Origin of the sequence: Dactylococcopsis salina PCC 8305 (genome assembly GCF_000317615.1) — a bacterium.
GTDB classification, from domain to species: domain Bacteria; phylum Cyanobacteriota; class Cyanobacteriia; order Cyanobacteriales; family Rubidibacteraceae; genus Halothece; species Halothece salina.
The window spans coordinates 508,798-527,384 of sequence record NC_019780.1 but is presented as its reverse complement, the minus strand read 5'-3'; the positions used below and the strand labels follow the sequence as shown (position 1 = coordinate 527,384).

Sequence of the window (18,587 nt, the reverse complement as noted above, 5' to 3'; positions counted from 1 at the left end):
GTCATCCCCCCAGAATTGGGGGCTAGGGGGCGAAATCAGAACAGTCTTACTTATTTTTGTTCCATCATTTGTAACTGATATAAACTCGCATATAATCCCCCTTGTTCGATTAAATCCTCATGGCTTCCCGACTCAATTAACTCCCCTTGTTTTAAAACCAAAATCCGATCGACATCTCGAATTGTCGAAAGACGATGAGCAATAATAATCGCCGTGCGATCCTCTAAAATATGACTTAACGCATCTTGAATTAAAGCCTCCGTTCCCACATCCAAACTTGCTGTTGCTTCATCTAAAACCAAAATTCTCGGATCACGAATTGCAACTCGCGCAAACGCCAAAAGTTGTTTTTGTCCTCCCGATAAATTATTTCCTCGTTCTCTTAAAGGAGTATCATAACCTTGGGGTAATCCCTCAATAAACTCATTAACATTAGTAATTTCTGCCGCTTCTTTAATCGCCTCAAACGGATAATGTTCACCGAGAGTAATGTTATCTTTCACATCACCAGCAAACAGGAAATTTTCTTGTAAAATTACTCCAACATGACGACGTAACTCATTTTGGGATAACTCTTTAATATCAATTCCATCTATTAAAATACGACCCGATGTCGGTTCATACAGACGACAAAGGAGACGAATAATCGAGCTTTTTCCAGCACCAGTCGGCCCAACCAAAGCCACTTTTTCTCCTGATCTAATTGTAAAATCTAGATTTCTAAGCACCAGTTCATCTTCCTTATAGCCAAAATAAACATTCTCAAAACAAATTTCTCCCGCCACATTTTTCTGTTGAGTTTCTACCGATAATTGTCTTTGCTGAGATGCTTCTAAATCCTGAATATTAATCGGTTCGTTTAATAATTCAGTAATCCGTTCAACCCCTGTAAAACCCGTTTGTAAGAGTGTAAATTTCTCAGCAAACTGTCTTAACGGTTCAAATAACCGTTGGGCGTACAAAATAAAAGCTGATAACGTTCCAAAATTTAAGTTATCGCCTAAAACTAGCGTTCCTCCTAATGCTAAAATTCCCGCAATGGCAACTAAAGAAATCCATTCTAAAGTAGCAGAAACAGCAGACTCATAAAAAATTGTCTGATCAATTTGTTTCAGATAACGCTGGTTAATGTTGCGAAACAAGTTATTATTAAAATTTTCTCGGCGAAATAGTTGGACGATATTAATGCCAGCTACGTTTTCTTGTAACATGGAATTCAGAGCCGACAATTCTTCCCGTGAACGATAGTTAGCATTCCGATATTGATCTTGGAAATAAATAATTAAAGCAGTAATCGGTAAGAACATTAAAATCAGCAATGTTGCTAACTGCCATTGAATTGTAAAAACTGTAATCGTAATCACTAAAATGTAAACAACATCACTAATAATTCCCACTGCGCCTGTTGAAAAAACATCTCCTAATGCTTCCACATCGCTGGTTAAACGGGTTACTAAACGTCCCACAGGAGTTCGATCGAAAAAATCGGCAGCCAAAGCAGTAACATGACGAAATAAATCATTGCGAATATTAGCCGTAATTTCTTGTCCCACTCGTTGCACTAAATAACCTTGTAGGGCATTAAAAGCAAGACGAATTAAAATTGTTCCTAATAACAATCCCGTGAGAATATTTAATCCTTGACCTAGAGGCATATCTTGTAGAAATGCCCAAGTTTTTTCCTCTCTTAAAAAAGAAATCGCTTGTCCAATAATTAAAGGTTGAACCGCGCCAGCGATGGAAAGTGGGATTAAAAGCGCAAGGGAAGTAATGAGGAGAGGTTTATTGCGAGTGGCGTAAGGAGTGAGACGGAGAAGCAGTCGCCAGTCATTTTCTTGAGGACGGCGATTTGATTCTACAGCAGGAGATGCAGTCATAACTTAATAATTAGATACAATTAACAATTACCATCTTAAGCCCTAAGCTCGATCGAGCGAGGACACCTAGTAATTGATCACGGTAATTGATGAATGTTGGGTTTCACCCAACCTACTCTTTATCATCGATCGAGCGAACCTGATATAACCCCCTTACGAAGGAGAGGGGATGAAGGCGAAACAACATTAAAAAATCAGGGTAAGAGAGAAACATATAAACACTAACCCTGATTAATTAATTTGATCCAGAAATTTAGGTGTCTTCGCTTTCTCGCGTTTGGATATAGAGAATGAGCAGAAACACTGTGGGAACTAGCACAAATAAAATGCTGGCGACAAATCCGAGTTGGTTAACTTCCATTGCTAATCAGGTTTTTATCACATTATCTCAAAGGACATTTTTAGGATATCACCTTATGGGAAGATGAAAACAAGGACTAACGAATCTGAGGTTTTGTCACAATGCTAACGTCCCCATGATTAACAATCGTTTGACAAGATAAGCGATAACTATCGGGTTTCTTCTTCAATTTTTTTTGTTCGGCAGGGGTTCGTTCCGATAAATTTTCCATACCTTCGACCACCTCCACAACACAAGTTCCACATTGCCCGTAGCCACCGCAGTTAAGCATTTTTCCTCGAAAAGTATAAATATCAACTCGGTTCTCTAGTGCCTTTTCGCGCAAGTTAGCGCCATCAGCAGCAATTACTTCCTTATCTTCCTGTATGAATTTAATATTAGCCATCTATAATCTATTTACCGCGCTTTCTTTCCTTTACATTGTATTAAGGAATCGTAACAAAATCAGTGCGATCGCATCAAACTTGGTGAATCACTAAGGCGTATCAAACAGACGACCATCGGGAAGATTGCTAACCGCCCGTTGTAAGGCAGCTAAAGAGCGATTGTAATCAATAATCGCCGTGAGAAGATTTCCTCTGGCGCGAGTTAATTCGCTTTGAGCGTTGATCACGTCGGTTTGTGTTCCTACCCCAGCTTGAAACCGTAAACGAGCCAAACGCAGACTTTCCTCCGCTTGTTCCACAGCAATTGTCGCCGTATCAATGTTTTGCTCATTTGCCTCTAAATTGTAGAAGGCTTGTTCCACCTCGCGACGAATTTGGTTACGAATTTGATCAAACCGATTTTCTGCAATGGCAACATCTTCTTTTGCTTGTTCGGCTCTCGCTCTTGCCTGTCCGCCATCATATAACGTCCATTGTAACTGCGCTCCAATGGCTAAACCATCCCCTGTTCCCGTGCCAGTGCCACTCCCATCATCAATGATGTCACGGACGTTATAGCGAGTAAATAAACTGACATTAGGCTTAATATTTGCTAAAGCAATATTTTGATTCGCCTCTCCAATTTCCTTTTGTTCTAACTGTTGTTCTAACTCGGAACGATTTTGATAAGCGCGAACAATACTTTCTTCTAGAGATAAATCCCAAGTTCCCGCAACTTCAGGCGGAGTAGCAGCAGTTACTTCAATTTGCTGTCCCAACCCTAACACTTCCACTAATTCTCGGCGCCGAATCCGTTGTTGAGAGAGGGCGCGGGTTAAGTTTTGTTCTTCATTGGCAAGTTGAACTTCCGCTTGTAACACATCAAAACGAGTGCCTAACCCTGCTTCTTCCAATAATTCCGCATCTCGCAAACTTTGTTCCGCATCGGAAACCGCAGCGCGAGCAATTTCTACTTGCGAGTCTGCTTGTTGCACACCATAATAAGCATCGGTGACATCAAATCGTAACTGTTCCGCCACTTGTTCTAGGGCAAGTTCTTGGGTGCGAACTTGGGATTCCGAAAGACGAATCTGTGCGGGTCGTTGTCCGCCAGTATAAAGATTATAGTTTAATTGCAGGGTGGCATTAAGATCAGTGGTAACACCATCAGTTGCTCCGAAACCGCCGCCACTAGCACGAATTTCATTACTTGCGGAGGTACTGCGTTGTAAATCCGTTTGTAAACTCAAGGTGGGAAACTCTGCCGCGAGAGCTTCTTGTAACTGGTCTTCTGCTTGGTTAAGATTCAGACGAGCCTCTTTAAAGGTTTGATTATTCTGACGAGCTAATTGAATCGCTTGTTCAAGGGTAATCGGAATGACCCCATCCACCCTAACCTCTTCCGCATTGGTGGGAAAATTTAAAGGATTAGAACTGGGGTTTAATTCCTCTGTATCTTCTACTGGTTCTAAGGGTTCGTCATAATCTTCCAGTCGATTTTGCTCAGATGATTGTGCTAACTCAATAACACGGGTTTCTACAATTTCTTGATTATTCTCCTTTTGGGAGTGGTCTGAAAATCGAACTAATTCACTTTCAGAAGCAATTTCTAAATTTTCGGCTTGTAAATCGGTAACACTGGGTTGTGTCTTAACAAGCGGTTCATCCAACGATTCTGCGGAGACAGTGGCTGTATCAAACACTGGTTCCCTAGCTGCATTAGAATCAGCAAGGGAAACTAAATTTTGAGCGGTGGCTGTTCCCGCATAACCCAAAGCAATTACCGCACCAGCACTCACACCAAATAAATGACGAAAGGTTAACATATTAATTTCGTTCCGTTTTCACTCTCAGATGCTGACTTTAGAATTTCTAAAGATACAGCAAACTAATCAACACACCTCATTACACATTTATATTGCCATTGACTGCTTAATAAACCAACCCTAAATCTGAGATTGTCTCCAATATTGTCTTGGGGAGAGAATCTGATAAGCAAGTCTCAATCAATTCTGGAATCCCAGTCACTGGAAAGATCGGGATACCCAATTTTTCACTAACGGTTTCTAGGGTCAAATCGTCTAAAAATCGAGTATCGTGATCTTTAAGCATTAGGGAAGGTAATAAAATTCCTTCTCCTAAGTTCCTCCCTTTTAGTTTAGTTAATAAATCAGAGCCAGTGAGCAAGCCTGTTACTGTAATCTCTTGTCCCCAATAGTTGCTTTGACAGGGGAAAAGTTCCACGGTTAAGCCTTGGACTTGGTTTAATTGCTTCACCAAGGGCTGAAATGCGATTTCGACGGCGTTTCCTACAACCCAAGTTAATTTTCGCGGGGGGTTAATTGCTTCGGGAAGCATTTCCTCGGCTATGCTATGAAATTCTTTGATAAATTGTCGAATTGACCCCACCCCATTTCCGAGTTGCGGATAGTCTTCATAGTGGGATTCGGGAGGAAGTTCCTCACGGGCGATTAAAAACCATTCATCGGCTAACCAAGCAAAGTTTGTTTCTAATTCTTGCTGAAATTGTTTCTGGTGCTGCTGCACTTGTTGGATAATGGTTTTGGCTTTGGTCATGGTGACGGGTTTGAGTTCGTCTTCTGGGGGACGGAAACGGGTTAAACCAACGGGAACAACGGCGGCGGAAATTACGGTGGGAATGTCTCCTTGATGGAATTTTGCTAAGTCGGTGAGGGTTTGGTCGAGGTGTCTTCCGTCGTTGATGTCGGGACAAACGACAACTTGAGCATGAATTTGCAGGCGATGGTTTTGAAACCATTCTAGTTGTTCGAGAATTTGACCAGCACGGGGGTTTTTAAGCAGTCTGGCTCTAATTTCGGGTTCGGTGGCGTGAATGGACACATAAAGCGGAGAAAGGCGCATTTGGGCGATGCGATCCCATTCTCGTTGGGTGAGGTTGGTGAGGGTGAGATAACTTCCGTAAAGAAAGCTCAACCGATAGTCGTCGTCTTTGAGGTAGAGGCTTTCTCGTTTACCAGGGGGTTGTTGATCGATGAAACAGAAGGGACAGCGATTGTTACATTGGATTAAACCATCAAAGAGGGCGGTTTCAAATTCTAAGCCGAGGTTGTCGTCATAGTCTTTTTCTAGTTCGATGTGATGGGTTTCCCCGTGTTTGTCGAGAACTTCGAGGGTGAGTTCTTCTTCGGCACACAAATATTGATAGTCGATGAGATCACGGGGATGTTGTTCATTAATCGCGACGATCGCGTCTCCGATTTCAAAGCCTAATTCTTCTCCAATTGAGTCGGGTAAGATGTGAGAAATACGAGCAGGTTTAATCATAGATGACTCTTTAAAAGGTGAGTTCTTTTTTTAAGGTAGCAAAGCCTAGAAGGTGTCAAAATAATGAAGACAGTTTTGTAAGTTGTAGGTGGGTAATGGGGAATCGTTTTGATCTTCGGTGTGAGGGCTGTGGTTATTCTTTACCAAAAGAAAAATTAATGGGATTAGCATCAAGCAGCAGTTGTCCGAGTTGCGATCGAGCGCTGTTGAATGCTCAATATGATTTAAGGGGCGATCGGTTTCTGGATTGGAAAAGCCAATTGTTACACCGAAAAGGGAGTTTATGGCGTTATTGGGAGTTACTGCCGATTACGGCTTGGGAAACGGTGGTCACGTTTGGAGAAGGATGGACTCCTTTGATTCCTTTACCGAAATTTGGGCGCTCGATCGGGCTAGAAAACCTTTATTTCAAAGATGAACGCCAGGGGCCTACTGCAACGTTTAAGGATCGACAAGCGACGGTGGCGATTTCCTATCTCAAGGAACAAGGAATTAATCGGATTGTCCTTGCTTCTACGGGGAACGTTGCGATCGCCTATTCCGCTTATGCTGCACGGGGAGGAATACAAGTCTATGCCTTTTTCCCTGCAGGAGTGGCTTCGGCAAAAATCAAAGAAGCGAGTTTATATGGTGCAAAAGTGATGGCAGTAGAAGGCACTTATGACGAAGCAAAGGCAGCAGCCGCCCGCTTTGCCAGTGATCAGGGATTTTTTCTCGATCAAGGGATTAAAACCTTTGCAGGAGTGGAAAGCATGAAAACCATGGGCTTTGAAATTGCCGAACAGTTGGGTTGGCGTTCTCCCGATTGGTATGTACAAGGGGTGAGTGGGGGAATGGGACCTGTCGGAGTAGCGAAAGGGTTCAAGGAGTTAAAAACACTGGGTTTGGTGGATAAAATTCCCGCTTTGGGATTGATTCAATCGGCAGGTTGTGCGCCCATTGCGAATAGTTTCCATCGGAGAGAAACGCAAGTTTCTACGGTTGCGTCTCCAGACACTTCGATCGCAACGTTAGCCACAGGAAATCCAGGTTTAGCTTATAATCTCTTGAAACAACATCTGGATAGGGATGGCGGCGACTGTGCGATCGTTACCGATGCTGAGGCTTGGGAAATGGTGCAAACTTTAGCGACAACGGAAGGGATTTTAGTCGAACCCGCAACGGCGGTGACGTTTGCTGGGGTGGTTAAGTTGGCACAACAAGGGATGATTCAACCTCAAGAAACGGTGGTGATTAATTGTTCAGGGCGAGAGAAAGATGTTCATTCCCTTTCCTTTTGAAAAGGATTAGCCCCCTAACCCCCAATCTTGGGGGAATTAACATAGATGTCGAGTGAACAAAATGCCCGCCCAAGGGATTTGATCAGATTATGACTAATATAGCAGTCCTATTTCATTTGTAAAAAAGTTTACTCATGGAAGCCCCCCAAACTTGGGGGGTTGGGGGGCAAAAACAATTTACGATTCATTTAGGATTGCTATATCAGGTTCAGGTAATTACTTAGAATTAGTGTTGGGTTTCGCTTCCCTTCACCCAACCTACTACTTTCTTAACTTAGAATTAGTGTTGGGTTTCGCTTCCCTTCACCCAACCTACTACTACTACTTTCTTAACTTATAATTTGTGTTGGGTTTCGCTTCCCTTCACCCAACCTACTACTTTCTTAACACTCGATCGCGCCGAGGCAAAAATTCGATACATCATCCCCGAACCCAGCGCATTATACTGTCACCAAAGGGTTGAGGAATAAACAATGTTAGCGAGAATCTGGAGTGCGGCGATCATTGGGATTGATGCGGTAAAAGTAGGGGCTGAGGTGGATGTTTCGGGAGGGCTACCAGGAATTGTTGTGGTGGGGCTTCCAGATACGGCGGTTCAAGAATCGCGAGAGAGGGTGAAAGCGGCGCTGAAAAATTCCGGGTTTGCTTTTCCTATGCGAAAAATTGTGATCAATCTCACGCCTGCGGATTTACGGAAAGAGGGCCCCAGTTTTGATTTACCGATTAGTGTGGGGATTTTAGCCGCGTCAGAACAAGTGGATGGTGGCTTATTGGGGGATTACTTGTTTTTAGGAGAAGTGTCTCTTGATGGCAGTTTACGCCCGATCGCAGGGGTATTACCGATCGCGGCGACGGCGAAAAAAATGGGAATGACAGGAATTGTCCTACCTGCAGATAACGCCCAAGAAGCTGCAGTGGTGGAAGGGTTAGCCGTGTATGGCTTTAAACATCTTTCCGAGGTGGCGCAATTTCTCAACCAACCAGAAAAACATCAACCGCTACAGCTTGATGTCAAAAAGGAATTAACCACCCAATTTCTGTCTTATGCAGACTTAAAAGAAGTGAAAGGACAAGCACACGCCCGTCGGGCGTTAGAAATTGCCGCCTCTGGGGGACACAATGTTATTTTAGTCGGTCCCCCTGGCAGTGGTAAAACCATGTTAGCGAAACGTTTACCAGGAATTTTACCCCCTCTGTCTTTTTCGGAAGCGTTGGAAGTCTCTCAAATCTATTCCGTAGCAGGTTTTTTAAAAAATCGCGGTTCACTGGTGAAAGAAAGACCATTTCGCAGCCCTCACCATTCCGCATCGGGTCCAGCGTTGGTGGGAGGAGGGAGTTTTCCGCGTCCAGGTGAAATTTCTCTAGCTGACCATGGAATTCTTTATTTGGATGAACTCACAGAATTTCGGCGGAATGTGTTAGAGTTTCTCCGACAACCGCTAGAAGATGGTTATGTGACTGTTTCTCGTACTCGTCAATCTGTGGTTTTTCCTGCCAGATTTACCTTAATTGCAAGCACGAATCCCTGTCCTTGTGGGTATTATGGCGATCCGATTCAGCCTTGTAGTTGTTCAACCTATGTCAGGGAAAAGTATTGGGCGAAATTGTCGGGTCCGTTGATGGATCGCATTGATTTACAAGTGACGGTGAATCGTCTCAAACCAGAAGAAATGACGAAACAGGGAACAGGAGAACCCTCGGAAAACGTCAGAAAAAGAGTGATTGCAGCCAGAGAAAAGGCGATCGAGCGCTTTCAAAATGAGAAAAATATTAATCAAAATGCCCAAATGCAGAGTCAACAGTTGCGGAAATATTGTCAGTTGGATGATACCAGTCGCACCTTGCTAGAAAATGCGATTCGGAAGTTAGGATTATCCGCGAGAGCGATGGATCGGGTGTTAAAAGTCGCTCGTACAATTGCAGATTTGGCACAAGAAGATAAAATTCAACCCTCTCATATTGCTGAGGCGATTCAATATCGAGCGCTCGATCGCGCTTAAAGAAGAAACAATAAATAAGACTCAAAAATAAGGAATAAATGTCGATCGCGCTAACACTTTGTATTTTAATTCTAGCTTTAATTTCCTTTGCCTTAGAGTGGTTTCCCGTTGATTTTACGGCTCTCCTAGTTGCAATTTTACTAATGGTGTTTGGGATTGTCACCCCAGAGGAAGGGGTTTCTGGGTTTAGTAATCCTGCAACAATTACAGTGATGGCGATGTTTATTTTAAGTGCTGGAATTTCTCGCACTGGTGCGATCCAAATTGTTGGCGATTGGTTGCTGAAATGGGGAGGAAATACTAGCCAACAACAAACATTTGTGATGAGTGGATTTGTCGGTAGCATTACGGCGGTTATTAACAATACGGCGGTGGTGGCGATTTTTCTTCCCATTATTGAGGAGTGGTGTAAAACGCAGAAAATTCCTGTTTCTAGAATGTTAATGCCACTTTCTTTTGCGACAATTTTAGGGGGAACAATTACGTTAATTGGAACATCAACGAATCTGTTAGCCAGTAGTATCTCTGAACAATTAGGCTATGGAACATTTAGTTTATTTCAATTTACAGAAGCAGGAATTATTAAGTTTGGTATTGGTATTATTTACCTGACTTTTGCCTCTTCTTGGTTACTTCCGAATCGTAATCCTACGAATAATGGTAATTCCTACGAACAGAGTTATCAATTAAAAGATTATGTCAGCGAATTAGTGATTTCTCCTCGTTCTAATTTAATTAAGCAAACGCTTCGATCGAGCGAGATTCAGCGTAAATTTGATATCGACGTTTTAGAAATCATTCGTGATGGGATTCATTTCTCGCAACCCTTAGCTGATAAAGTATTAAAAGCAGGAGACATTTTATTAGTTCGCGGTACGAAAGAAGAAATCTTAAAAATTAGAGATGAAAAAGGTTTAGATATTCTGCCAGCTATTAAGTTTAAAGATGATAATGTCGCCTCGCAATTAACGGATAATGAAGAAGGAATTGCGGAGATTTTAATTCTTTCTAATTCTCGTTTAGTGGGTTCAAACCTGAAAGATTTACGCTTTCGTCAGCGTTACAATGCAACGGTTTTGGCAATTCGTCGAGGAGAAGAAGTCTTGCGCGATCGATTGGGTCAAGTGCCTCTCCGTTTTGGGGATTTATTATTAGTTCAAGGGCCGAGAGAAAGTTTATCTGGTTTTCAAACCACGCGAGAATTATTAGTAATTGAACAAGGAAATCGAGAAGGATTAAGATTAGAAAAAGCATCGATCGCTGTTGCGATCGTGTTCGGTGTTATCATCAGCGCGGCGTTAGACTTAATGCCAATTTTAGTCAGCGCTTTAGTCGGTGTCGTCTTAATGGTATTAACGGGTTGTTTGAAACCAGGAGAAATTTATGGCGCGATTCGTTGGGATGTAATTTTTTTACTGGCTGGTTTAATTCCGATGGGAATTGCCATGGAAAAATCTGGCGCGACCACTTGGTTAGCCGATAAAATTATCATTGTTGGTAACAACTTCTCAGGATTTTGGGTGTTAATTTTCTTCTATTTTGTCACTACGATCCTTACAGAAATCTTATCGAATAATGCTTCTGTTATCCTAATGATTCCCATTGCGGTTAAAGTTGCTGAAGCCTTAACGATTAATCCCTTTGCGATTATGTTTACCGTTACTTTTGCGGCTTCTAATAGTTTTATGACCCCGATCGGTTATCAAACTAATACAATGGTTTATAGTCCTGGGGGTTATCGTTTTCGAGATTTTACTCGTTTTGGCGCACCCTTAAGTTTAATTCAAGGGATTATTACTCCTTTTCTGGTGATTTGGTTATATGGTTTATGAACTAATACCATTTCTAAGAAGTTATGAATGAAATCAACTCACTTGTGGGGAGATGGGGAGAGATTTTGTTAGGTTTTTTTGACGATTAATTGTTATTAATTCCTTTGCTACATTATTCTTAACATTTAACGAATTTTCGCCATTTGAGAACGCTGCTCTTGCCAAATGGCGTGTCCCGTTATAAAATAACCGTACCATGATGGGAAGTAGTGCAAATTTTAAAAATATTGCCATTAAACTCCTATCGTTTCGTTGGTTGCTTGCGATTTCCCTTTCTCTTTTTCGGGGTCGAAATGAACATTAAGTTAGATTAAGCTGACGACAAAAAAATCATTAGTAGTAGGCAAAATACTGAAAATATGGTATGCAAAAAGGTTTCAAGTTGAATTAAATATCATCTCCCCATCCCCAGAAAAGGGCGAAATTTTTTTTCAAGGCTTGCGCTTGATCGAGATTCCTGATAGAATGCTATTAAATAATGGGAAGTGTTGCCAATTTCAGAAAACACCCCTAAAAGCTAGGAAATTCGTTCTCCATATCCCCCCCACCCGTATTGACAAGCCTCGATCGAGTATAAAGATTTAAATAGTTATCGAAAAGTAACCATAAGGAAAGGTGATGGGTGGAAATGGGAAAATATGGTATGGGGACAAGTTAAAACTTGAATCAAACATCATGCCCAATCTCCACACCAACGAAAAAAGTTCCGATCGGGCGGAAATTTGCTAAAATCAGACACGCACAACCATTAAACACAGTGGCGAGCATTAATCAGAATCTATGGCAAATACCTACACCGTCGAAATTTATCACCAAGGACAAACCCACCAAATCGACGTTCCCGAAGACCAAACTATCCTCGAAACCGCTCAAAATCAAGGAATTGATCTGCCAAGTTCATGTACCGCAGGGGTTTGTACCACCTGCGCCGCCCTGATTTTAGAAGGAGAAGTGGATCAAACCGATGGGATGGGAGTCTCTCCAGAATTACAAGAAAAAGGTTATGCCTTGTTATGTGTGGCTTATCCTCGATCGAATCTCAAAATTGAATCGGAAAAAGAAGACGAAGTTTATACCCAACAGTTTCAACAACCTTAATTGATCTAAATTGTAGTTCTAACCCCCTGATATCAAGGGTTAGGGGGAATTAATACTTAAGTCTTATGCAACATCGCGCTTTATTTTCCTTCTCTCGACAGGGGAAACAAGTCTTTAAGTTTCTCAGTGTGTTTAGCTTGTGTCTTCTTCTCACCATCGGCTGTAACAATCAACAGCAGACAACCCCCGACAATAACTCCCAAAATATCATCGATCGAGTGAGAATCGGCACTACTTTAAAACCTCGCACCCTTGATCCTGCGGATAGCTACGAACTCGCAGGTTTAGGACTCATTTATAATCTTAGCGATCGACTCTATACTTATCAATTAGGCACAACCAACTTAGAACCACAGTTAGCCACCGCAAAGCCTACCATTAGCGAAGATGGGTTAACTTATACGATTCCCCTCCGCGAAGGAGTCACCTTTCACGATGGCACAGCGTTTAATGCCGAAGCGATGGTGTTCTCATTAACTCGATTTATTGAGAACGGCGGTAAACCCTCTTTTCTCCTTGCTGATCTCATCGCAAACATGGAAGCAACGGCGGAATATGAACTCACCATCACCTTAAAACAACCTTTTGCGGCGTTTCCATCATTACTCGCGTTTCCAGGGGCTTGTGCGGTGTCTCCTGAAGCCTATCAGATCGGCGCTGGAAAATTTAACCCCAGTGGATTTGTTGGAACGGGACGTTATCAACTCACCGAGTTTGCCAGTGATACCATACGCTTAGACCCCTTTCCCGATTATTGGGGAGAACAACCTGCAAATCAAGGGGTCGATATGCAGATTTATGCCAGCAATCCTGCTAACTTATTTAATGCCTTTCGTACAGGTGGGATAGATGTGGCTTATCAATCTTTTGATCCGAATCAGATTAAGAGTTTAAGACAAGCTGCAGACGAGGGAAAATGGCAAGAGATCGCCTCTTCGGGAACGGCGGTGAATTATTTAATGTTAAACACGCAAGCGGAAGCAGTGAGTGAAATTGAAGTGCGACGGGCGATCGCGCTAATGATGGATCGATCGTTGTTGAATCAACGAGTATTAGAAAATCAAGCGCAACCGATTTATAGTTTAATTCCGACTTCTTTTGCAGCCTATCAACCCACATTTAAAACCGAATATGGAGACGCGAATTTTGCACAAGCCAAACAAAAATTACAACAAGCTGGCTATTCGGAAAGTAATCCTGTCACCCTAGAAATCTGGCATCCTTCGGGATCAAACATTCGATCGTTAGTCGCAAGTACCCTCAGCGCGATCGCCCAACAAGAATTAGATGGTCTCCTCAACATTGAACCGCGAACCGTTGAATCAGCATCATTTTTTAGTAACATCAGTAAAGGCATTTATCCCGCCGCTTTAATTGATTGGTATCCCGACTTTTTAGACGCAGATAATTACATCCATCCCTTTTTATCTTGTAGCAAAGGAAGCGAAGAAACAGGTTGTGAAGAAGGCGGCGCAAACACTCAAGGATCGTTTTATTATAATGAAAAAATGAACCAATTAATCGCCCAACAGCGTCGATCGCGCAACCCAGAACAAAGGCAAGAAATCTTTGCCGAAATTCAAGAAATCCTCGCCAGAGATGTTCCTTATGTTCCCCTATGGCAAACGATCGACTATGCTTTTGCTCAGAATAATGTTGAAGGGGTTATGATTAATCCCAGTCAGAACTTTCCCTTTTGGACAATTGAAAAGTAACCTTTCTCTACCAACCAGTAGGTTGGGTGAAATGAAATGTAACCCAACATTAATTGGTATTACAACCTTTTCAATAACTCGTCATATTCTCCATGAGTACCAATCCAAAACCAATAAATGGACTCATCTTCCAATAATCCAAGCGCTCGATATTCCAAACTCACTCGAACTGCGTAAATTGGTTGGCGCTGGCTGACTCGTTTAAACTGAAGGCTATTGTGGTAGGGATTAGAACGCCAGAGTGCGTAGGCTTTTGTGGCTTGTTTTTGAACTGATGTTGGAAGTTGATCAAATTGTTTCCGAAAGGCTTTAGTAACACTTGATTTCATTACTCGGATTGAGAGGGAAAAATATCAATTATAGGAGTTGTATCACCAGTTTTAATTTCATTACGCACCATCTCAGCCATTTGATCCCACTGTTCATCTGTTGTTGATTCAAATTGAGTTTTCCAACTTTGCTCGTCTTCCACTTCCGCTAGGAGACGAGATGCGATCGCATTTTGTTCCTCTTCAGGTAAACTTTTCAATTTAGAAATTACCTGTTCCAGTAATCTAGTCATTGTTAACTTCTTCTCCCAAATAAAAAATACCAATTGTCATCTTATAACAAATAACAAATAACAAATAACTTTTTTCCCCAACCTACGTTATAAACAAGCAGAAATCGTCGCTACAACCGATCGAGCTAAAGCCTCCAAATCATAACCGCCTTCCAAACCAAAAACCACATTGGGAGTCACCGAGAGACATAACTCAGTAAAGAAATAATAGTCATCGGGTTTTAGAGAAACTTCTGCCAACGGATCAGCATGAGTCCCATCATAACCCGCACTTACCAGCAGTAAATCAGGATTAAAATCCTTTAAAAAAGGGATTACTCTTTCTTGAAACAAAGGATTATACTCATTACTCGTGCTACCAGGTAATATCGGAAGATTGAGAACATTATTATAAAAACCGCGTTCCGTTGCGGCCCCAGTGCCAGGATAACAGGGAGACTGATGAAGAGAACAATATGCAATGTTGGGAGAATCTTCTACTAGAGATTGAGTTCCGTTACCATGATGGACATCCCAATCCAGGATCGCAACGCGATTCACCTCTGGTAAAGTTAAAGCATAGTGAGCCGCGATCGCGCAATTAGAGAACAAACAGAAGCCCATTCCCCGTTGTTTTTCCGCATGATGACCGGGGGGACGTGCCAAAACAAAAGCTGGCTGATGCCTCTGTAAAGCCTGATCCACGCCATCCCACCACGCACTCACCGCTAGTAAAGCCACCTCATAACTATCTACAGAGACTGGAGTATCCAGATCAAGTCTTCCCCCACCTTTTCTCGCCAAACTTGCCACTTCTTGAACATATTCGGGAGTATGAAGTTTTTCCACCCAAGATAGTATGTTTCGATCGCCATAAGGAGTGGGCTGTTGCCAGTGTAGCTCATCCCCTGAAAATGAAGCCTGAAGCGCATCAACGATCGCTTTTAGACGTTCTGGGCGTTCTGGGTGTAATCGCCCTGTACGATGCTTAAGAAAGTCCTCAGAATAAATAATTGATAACATATCTCTATCATTGATGATGAATGATCTAAACTCACTTGCTCTGATAAAATCCCATCAGTGTCCGATCGCTCTATAATCTGCTTTCATTTGTGAGAACTCGATCAACCAAGTTCCCCCAGAATTGGGGGCTAGGGGGCGATTAATTCTCACAAATCATTCACCGATCGCGCCTGATTATTCATTAACCTTAAACAACAATTGATCTGTGGCTACTTTACCCTTTCAAATTTTAACAACCCTTGCTCACCGCGCTAAGAATCAATTAATCCAAGAAACAAAACAACCTTTAGCGGTACAAGAACAATACTTAAAAACCCTACTTCAACACCATCAAAACACAGAGTTAGGTCGTCATTACCATTTAGAAGAAATCAAAACCATTGACCAGTTTCGATCGCGCCTTCCCATCCTACCCTACAGTGCGTATGATCCCTACACAGAACGCATTGCTAAGGGAGAGAAAAACCTCCTCACTCCTGATCCCGTCATTTACATTAACGTTACCAGTGGTTCAACGGGAAAACAAAAGAAAATTCCTGTCACGCAACGCTTCCAAAACTCCCTCGGTAAAGCCAACTTAGCCAGTATGGGATTCCTAGACAGCGCCTTACGTCAACGAGGAAAAAAACTAGAAAAGTTATTAGTCACCAACCCCGCTTTAATTAAAGGTTACACCACAGGGGGAATTAAATATGGACCCGCCGGGCCAGGGGTTTTACATACCCGACGTTGGCTGTATGAGTGGTTATTTGCACATCCCTTTACGACTTTACAAGTAGAAGATAGCTTCACTCGGAACTATTTATGTTTACTATTCTCCTTACGAAATCCAGAGTTAGGGGGATTAATTGCGAACTTTCCCATGTTAATTCTGCGGATTTGTCGATATTTAGAAACATACGCCGCATCTTTTGTGGATGACTTGGAAAAAGGAAGCCTTCCCACTTGGTTGAATCTTGATCCCAAAATGAGATCACGACTCGATCGACGCTTTTCTGCAGCCCCAAAACGAGCGCAACAATTACGGGAAATCTTGAGATCAGAAGGAAGACTGACACCGCCTCTGGCTTGGAAAAATCTCGCTTATATCGCCACAGCGAGGGGAGGAACATCAGACTTTTATTTTCAACATTTCTCCGATTACGATTTGGATCAACTCCCCGCATTTGGAGCCGCTTATAGCACCGCCGAAGGCACTTGTGGCGTTTATCCTGATGTTAATGTTGATGCCAGTGTTTTAACTCCCAATACGGGTTTCTTTGAATTTATCCCTGAGTCAGAATGGGAGACGGAACAACCGAACACTCTCCTCGCCACAGAAGTCAAACCGGGGGAACGTTATCGGATTTTAATGACGAATTATAGTGGCTTCTATCGCTACGATATTGGGGATGTGGTGGAAATTAGCGACTTTTTTGAGCAAACCCCAACCCTGATTTTCCGTCATCGTCGCGGTGGGATTCTTTCCTCAACCACAGAAAAAACTACTGAAGCTCATGTTACAGCCGTGATGCGATCGTTGCAGAAGGAATGGGGCATAACAATCCATGACTTTTTTGTGACTCTCTCCGAGAAAGAGTTTCCCCCTCACTATCTCCTCAACATTGAGCTACCCCCTGAGACAAATTTAGAAGAGGGTTCTCATTTTTTGCGTCGGTTTGATGAACTTCTCAAAGAAACTAACCTCCGCTATGCTGACAAACGCCTAGGAGAAATTCCAGCCCCTCGACTGCGAATCCTTGGGAAAGGGAGTTTTGATATTGTACGCCAAAGACAGGTCGATCGAGGTATTCCCGACTCTCAACTCAAGTTTCCCCACATCAGCGAAGATCGTCAACTATTTGCAGGATTAACCGTCGAAAAGGAAATCACTCTCGCCCCCTAACCCCCAAGTTTGGGGAAACTAAAAGTAGGTTGGGTGGAGGGAAGCGAAACCCAACACAAATTATAAGCAATTGCTTGAACTTGAGATTAAAGGGTAAAATTTTTCAAGGTAGGGGAGTCGCGCTACTCAGACAACTGACCTTTAATCAAAAAAAGGGATAACCGAGAGGTCATCCCTGATCTTGATCATTAACATTCAATCTCTCAGTTTATTCGCTTTTGGCACTGGCAGCGAGAGTTTGCTTGCGCTTTTTGCGATTGCGATACCAGAAGAAGCCTCCTAACGCAGCTAAACCCATTGTTCCTTCCGCTTCAAAGGGAACCGCTTGAGAATCATTAGTAGGAGTGACTGATTGCAATTGCATGGTGTCTCCATTAAATCTACTCGCGCCATCAGTTTCATACTGAAGGTTGCCAGTACCTCTTAGAGCGTCAGAGGATAGGAATGGAAGGAGTCTGAACTCAGTTAACCCTTGACCAATTAACTCTTGGTTCAAATCAAGAGTATTGCCGCCCGTATTCCAATCAAGATTACCATAATCATTGATGTCGAAAGTGCCGTTACCAGAAGATGCCCCAGTTACCGTTACCTCTAAATCCGTTCACAAAAAATCAAGAGAGATAGCCAGAAAATTTTCCTTTTCAAGGTTTCTCCTTGGTTTATGCAGATAAACTGATTTCTGTCAAGCCCGGTTCTGTTTCTAGCCACCTTGCTTAACAGAAATTCATCTCATCTCTGCGTTCGGAAATGAAGCAATTATTTTTCTGAGTAACGATTGATTAGGGGAGAGAAGGCTCTTTTTTGAAGTTTAGTCACAGTTATTGACCATCCCCAACTCAAAATATCATAGAATTGGTCAAATTCCAAATTTGCACCTTCTAAACCTTGGTTTTTCGTGGCTTGTCAAATTTTGTAATATAAGTTTTTCTGAAGGAAAGAAGATAAACCTTATTAATGTCTGATGAATGCGCGAGGCTCTACGGCTCGGCTTTCAGCCTACGCGCTAATTTAGCGTAGCCAATCCAAGATTAACTCTCTTGTTGAAAGCGATCGCGCTTAGGACTCACCTTCCAGTTGACTTTGAAGTTCCTGAATCTTCTCTAGAGACAGCCCCGTTCCCTGAGCCACTTGCTCGGGACTTAAACCCATTCGCAGCAAGTTCAAAGCGACTGCTTGTTTTTCTTCTTTTCGACCTTCTTTTCGACCTTCTCTTCGACCTTCTTTTCGACCTTCTTTTCGACCTTCTGCCTTGGCTTCCAATTCCAAATGAGACAGTAGTGGCATCTGCGTTTCCTCCGTTTCTT

General features: G+C 42.5%; 17 protein-coding genes. 6 read left to right on the top strand and 11 right to left on the bottom strand.

Features of this window, described 5'->3' with window-relative positions:
- Positions 1-50: 50 nt before the first annotated feature.
- From DACSA_RS02695 to DACSA_RS02675, 5 genes are all read right to left on the bottom strand, one after another.
- Entirely contained in the window at positions 51-1,877 is a 1,827-nt protein-coding gene (locus DACSA_RS02695) for an ABC transporter ATP-binding protein (RefSeq protein ID WP_015228305.1), read from the bottom strand.
- A gap of 253 nt (positions 1,878-2,130) precedes the next feature.
- A complete protein-coding gene (psbM, locus tag DACSA_RS02690) occupies positions 2,131-2,238 on the bottom strand; it encodes a photosystem II reaction center protein PsbM (protein ID WP_015228304.1) in 108 nt (35 codons plus the stop codon).
- A gap of 76 nt (positions 2,239-2,314) precedes the next feature.
- The gene (locus tag DACSA_RS02685) at positions 2,315-2,623 is read right to left on the bottom strand and encodes a 2Fe-2S iron-sulfur cluster-binding protein (protein WP_015228303.1); all 309 of its coding nucleotides are present in this window, start codon (positions 2,621-2,623) and stop codon (positions 2,315-2,317) included.
- 90 nt (positions 2,624-2,713) lie between these two features.
- On the bottom strand, positions 2,714-4,429 hold the full coding sequence (locus DACSA_RS02680; RefSeq protein ID WP_015228302.1) for a TolC family protein: 1,716 nt from the start codon (positions 4,427-4,429) through the stop codon (positions 2,714-2,716).
- Between the two features lie 106 nt (positions 4,430-4,535).
- A complete protein-coding gene (locus tag DACSA_RS02675; protein ID WP_015228301.1) occupies positions 4,536-5,909 on the bottom strand; it encodes a TIGR03279 family radical SAM protein in 1,374 nt (457 codons plus the stop codon).
- A 158-nt stretch (positions 5,910-6,067) separates the two neighbouring features.
- Here DACSA_RS02675 and thrC point away from each other — a divergent pair, with 158 nt between their 5' ends.
- The 3 genes from thrC to DACSA_RS02660 all read left to right on the top strand — a co-directional run bounded on the left by thrC (position 6,068) and on the right by DACSA_RS02660 (position 11,021).
- A complete protein-coding gene (gene thrC / locus DACSA_RS02670; protein WP_232225170.1) occupies positions 6,068-7,189 on the top strand; it encodes a threonine synthase in 1,122 nt (373 codons plus the stop codon).
- A gap of 473 nt (positions 7,190-7,662) precedes the next feature.
- A complete protein-coding gene (locus tag DACSA_RS02665; RefSeq protein ID WP_015228299.1) occupies positions 7,663-9,189 on the top strand; it encodes a YifB family Mg chelatase-like AAA ATPase in 1,527 nt (508 codons plus the stop codon).
- A gap of 38 nt (positions 9,190-9,227) precedes the next feature.
- Entirely contained in the window at positions 9,228-11,021 is a 1,794-nt protein-coding gene (locus DACSA_RS02660; protein ID WP_015228298.1) for an SLC13 family permease, read from the top strand.
- Positions 11,022-11,054: 33 nt separating this feature from the next.
- On the opposite strand, the gene DACSA_RS02655 is transcribed toward DACSA_RS02660, so the two are convergent.
- A complete protein-coding gene (locus DACSA_RS02655; protein WP_015228297.1) occupies positions 11,055-11,255 on the bottom strand; it encodes a hypothetical protein in 201 nt (66 codons plus the stop codon).
- Between the two features lie 546 nt (positions 11,256-11,801).
- Here DACSA_RS02655 and DACSA_RS02650 point away from each other — a divergent pair.
- Positions 11,802-12,119: a 2Fe-2S iron-sulfur cluster-binding protein gene (locus DACSA_RS02650; RefSeq protein ID WP_015228296.1), complete on the top strand. Its 318-nt coding sequence runs from the start codon at positions 11,802-11,804 to the stop codon at positions 12,117-12,119.
- 65 nt (positions 12,120-12,184) lie between these two features.
- On the top strand, positions 12,185-13,834 hold the full coding sequence (locus DACSA_RS02645) for an ABC transporter substrate-binding protein (protein ID WP_015228295.1): 1,650 nt from the start codon (positions 12,185-12,187) through the stop codon (positions 13,832-13,834).
- Between the two features lie 59 nt (positions 13,835-13,893).
- Here the strand turns inward: DACSA_RS02645 and DACSA_RS02640 are convergent, their stop codons facing one another.
- From DACSA_RS02640 to DACSA_RS02630, 3 genes are all read right to left on the bottom strand, one after another.
- Entirely contained in the window at positions 13,894-14,163 is a 270-nt protein-coding gene (locus DACSA_RS02640) for a ParE family toxin-like protein (protein ID WP_015228294.1), read from the bottom strand.
- Entirely contained in the window at positions 14,163-14,396 is a 234-nt protein-coding gene (locus DACSA_RS02635) for a hypothetical protein (protein WP_015228293.1), read from the bottom strand. Before DACSA_RS02635 ends, DACSA_RS02640 begins: the two co-directional genes overlap by 1 nt.
- A gap of 87 nt (positions 14,397-14,483) precedes the next feature.
- Positions 14,484-15,398, bottom strand: coding sequence for a histone deacetylase family protein (locus DACSA_RS02630; RefSeq protein WP_015228292.1), 915 nt, complete (start codon positions 15,396-15,398; stop codon positions 14,484-14,486).
- 205 nt (positions 15,399-15,603) lie between these two features.
- Here DACSA_RS02630 and DACSA_RS02625 point away from each other — a divergent pair, with 205 nt between their 5' ends.
- Positions 15,604-17,283, top strand: coding sequence for a GH3 auxin-responsive promoter family protein (locus tag DACSA_RS02625; protein WP_015228291.1), 1,680 nt, complete (start codon positions 15,604-15,606; stop codon positions 17,281-17,283).
- Between the two features lie 208 nt (positions 17,284-17,491).
- On the opposite strand, the gene DACSA_RS20150 is transcribed toward DACSA_RS02625, so the two are convergent.
- Both DACSA_RS20150 and DACSA_RS02615 read right to left on the bottom strand, forming a co-directional pair.
- Positions 17,492-17,647, bottom strand: a complete 156-nt coding sequence (locus tag DACSA_RS20150; protein WP_015228290.1) for a PFE-CTERM domain-containing protein — start codon at positions 17,645-17,647, stop codon at positions 17,492-17,494.
- Positions 17,648-18,339: 692 nt separating this feature from the next.
- Positions 18,340-18,567, bottom strand: coding sequence for an RpnC/YadD family protein (locus DACSA_RS02615; RefSeq protein ID WP_041235272.1), 228 nt, complete (start codon positions 18,565-18,567; stop codon positions 18,340-18,342).
- Between the last annotated feature and the right edge of the window lie 20 nt (positions 18,568-18,587).

Bases quoted from the DNA above. Each gene is read 5' to 3' on its own strand.
- thrC (WP_232225170.1), top strand. From the start codon at position 6,068: ATGGGATTAGCATCAAGCAGCAGTTGTCCGAGTTGCGATCGAGCGCTG.
- DACSA_RS02695 (WP_015228305.1), bottom strand. From the start codon at position 1,877: ATGACTGCATCTCCTGCTGTAGAATCAAATCGCCGTCCTCAAGAAAAT.
- DACSA_RS02630 (WP_015228292.1), bottom strand. From the start codon at position 15,398: ATGTTATCAATTATTTATTCTGAGGACTTTCTTAAGCATCGTACAGGG.
- DACSA_RS02685 (WP_015228303.1), bottom strand. From the start codon at position 2,623: ATGGCTAATATTAAATTCATACAGGAAGATAAGGAAGTAATTGCTGCT.
- psbM (WP_015228304.1), bottom strand. From the start codon at position 2,238: ATGGAAGTTAACCAACTCGGATTTGTCGCCAGCATTTTATTTGTGCTA.
- DACSA_RS02660 (WP_015228298.1), top strand. From the start codon at position 9,228: ATGTCGATCGCGCTAACACTTTGTATTTTAATTCTAGCTTTAATTTCC.
- DACSA_RS02665 (WP_015228299.1), top strand. From the start codon at position 7,663: ATGTTAGCGAGAATCTGGAGTGCGGCGATCATTGGGATTGATGCGGTA.
- DACSA_RS02635 (WP_015228293.1), bottom strand. From the start codon at position 14,396: ATGACTAGATTACTGGAACAGGTAATTTCTAAATTGAAAAGTTTACCT.
- DACSA_RS02615 (WP_041235272.1), bottom strand. From the start codon at position 18,567: ATGCCACTACTGTCTCATTTGGAATTGGAAGCCAAGGCAGAAGGTCGA.
- DACSA_RS02645 (WP_015228295.1), top strand. From the start codon at position 12,185: ATGCAACATCGCGCTTTATTTTCCTTCTCTCGACAGGGGAAACAAGTC.
- DACSA_RS02680 (WP_015228302.1), bottom strand. From the start codon at position 4,429: ATGTTAACCTTTCGTCATTTATTTGGTGTGAGTGCTGGTGCGGTAATT.
- DACSA_RS02655 (WP_015228297.1), bottom strand. From the start codon at position 11,255: ATGGCAATATTTTTAAAATTTGCACTACTTCCCATCATGGTACGGTTA.
- DACSA_RS02675 (WP_015228301.1), bottom strand. From the start codon at position 5,909: ATGATTAAACCTGCTCGTATTTCTCACATCTTACCCGACTCAATTGGA.
- DACSA_RS02650 (WP_015228296.1), top strand. From the start codon at position 11,802: ATGGCAAATACCTACACCGTCGAAATTTATCACCAAGGACAAACCCAC.
- DACSA_RS02640 (WP_015228294.1), bottom strand. From the start codon at position 14,163: ATGAAATCAAGTGTTACTAAAGCCTTTCGGAAACAATTTGATCAACTT.
- DACSA_RS20150 (WP_015228290.1), bottom strand. From the start codon at position 17,647: ATGCAATTGCAATCAGTCACTCCTACTAATGATTCTCAAGCGGTTCCC.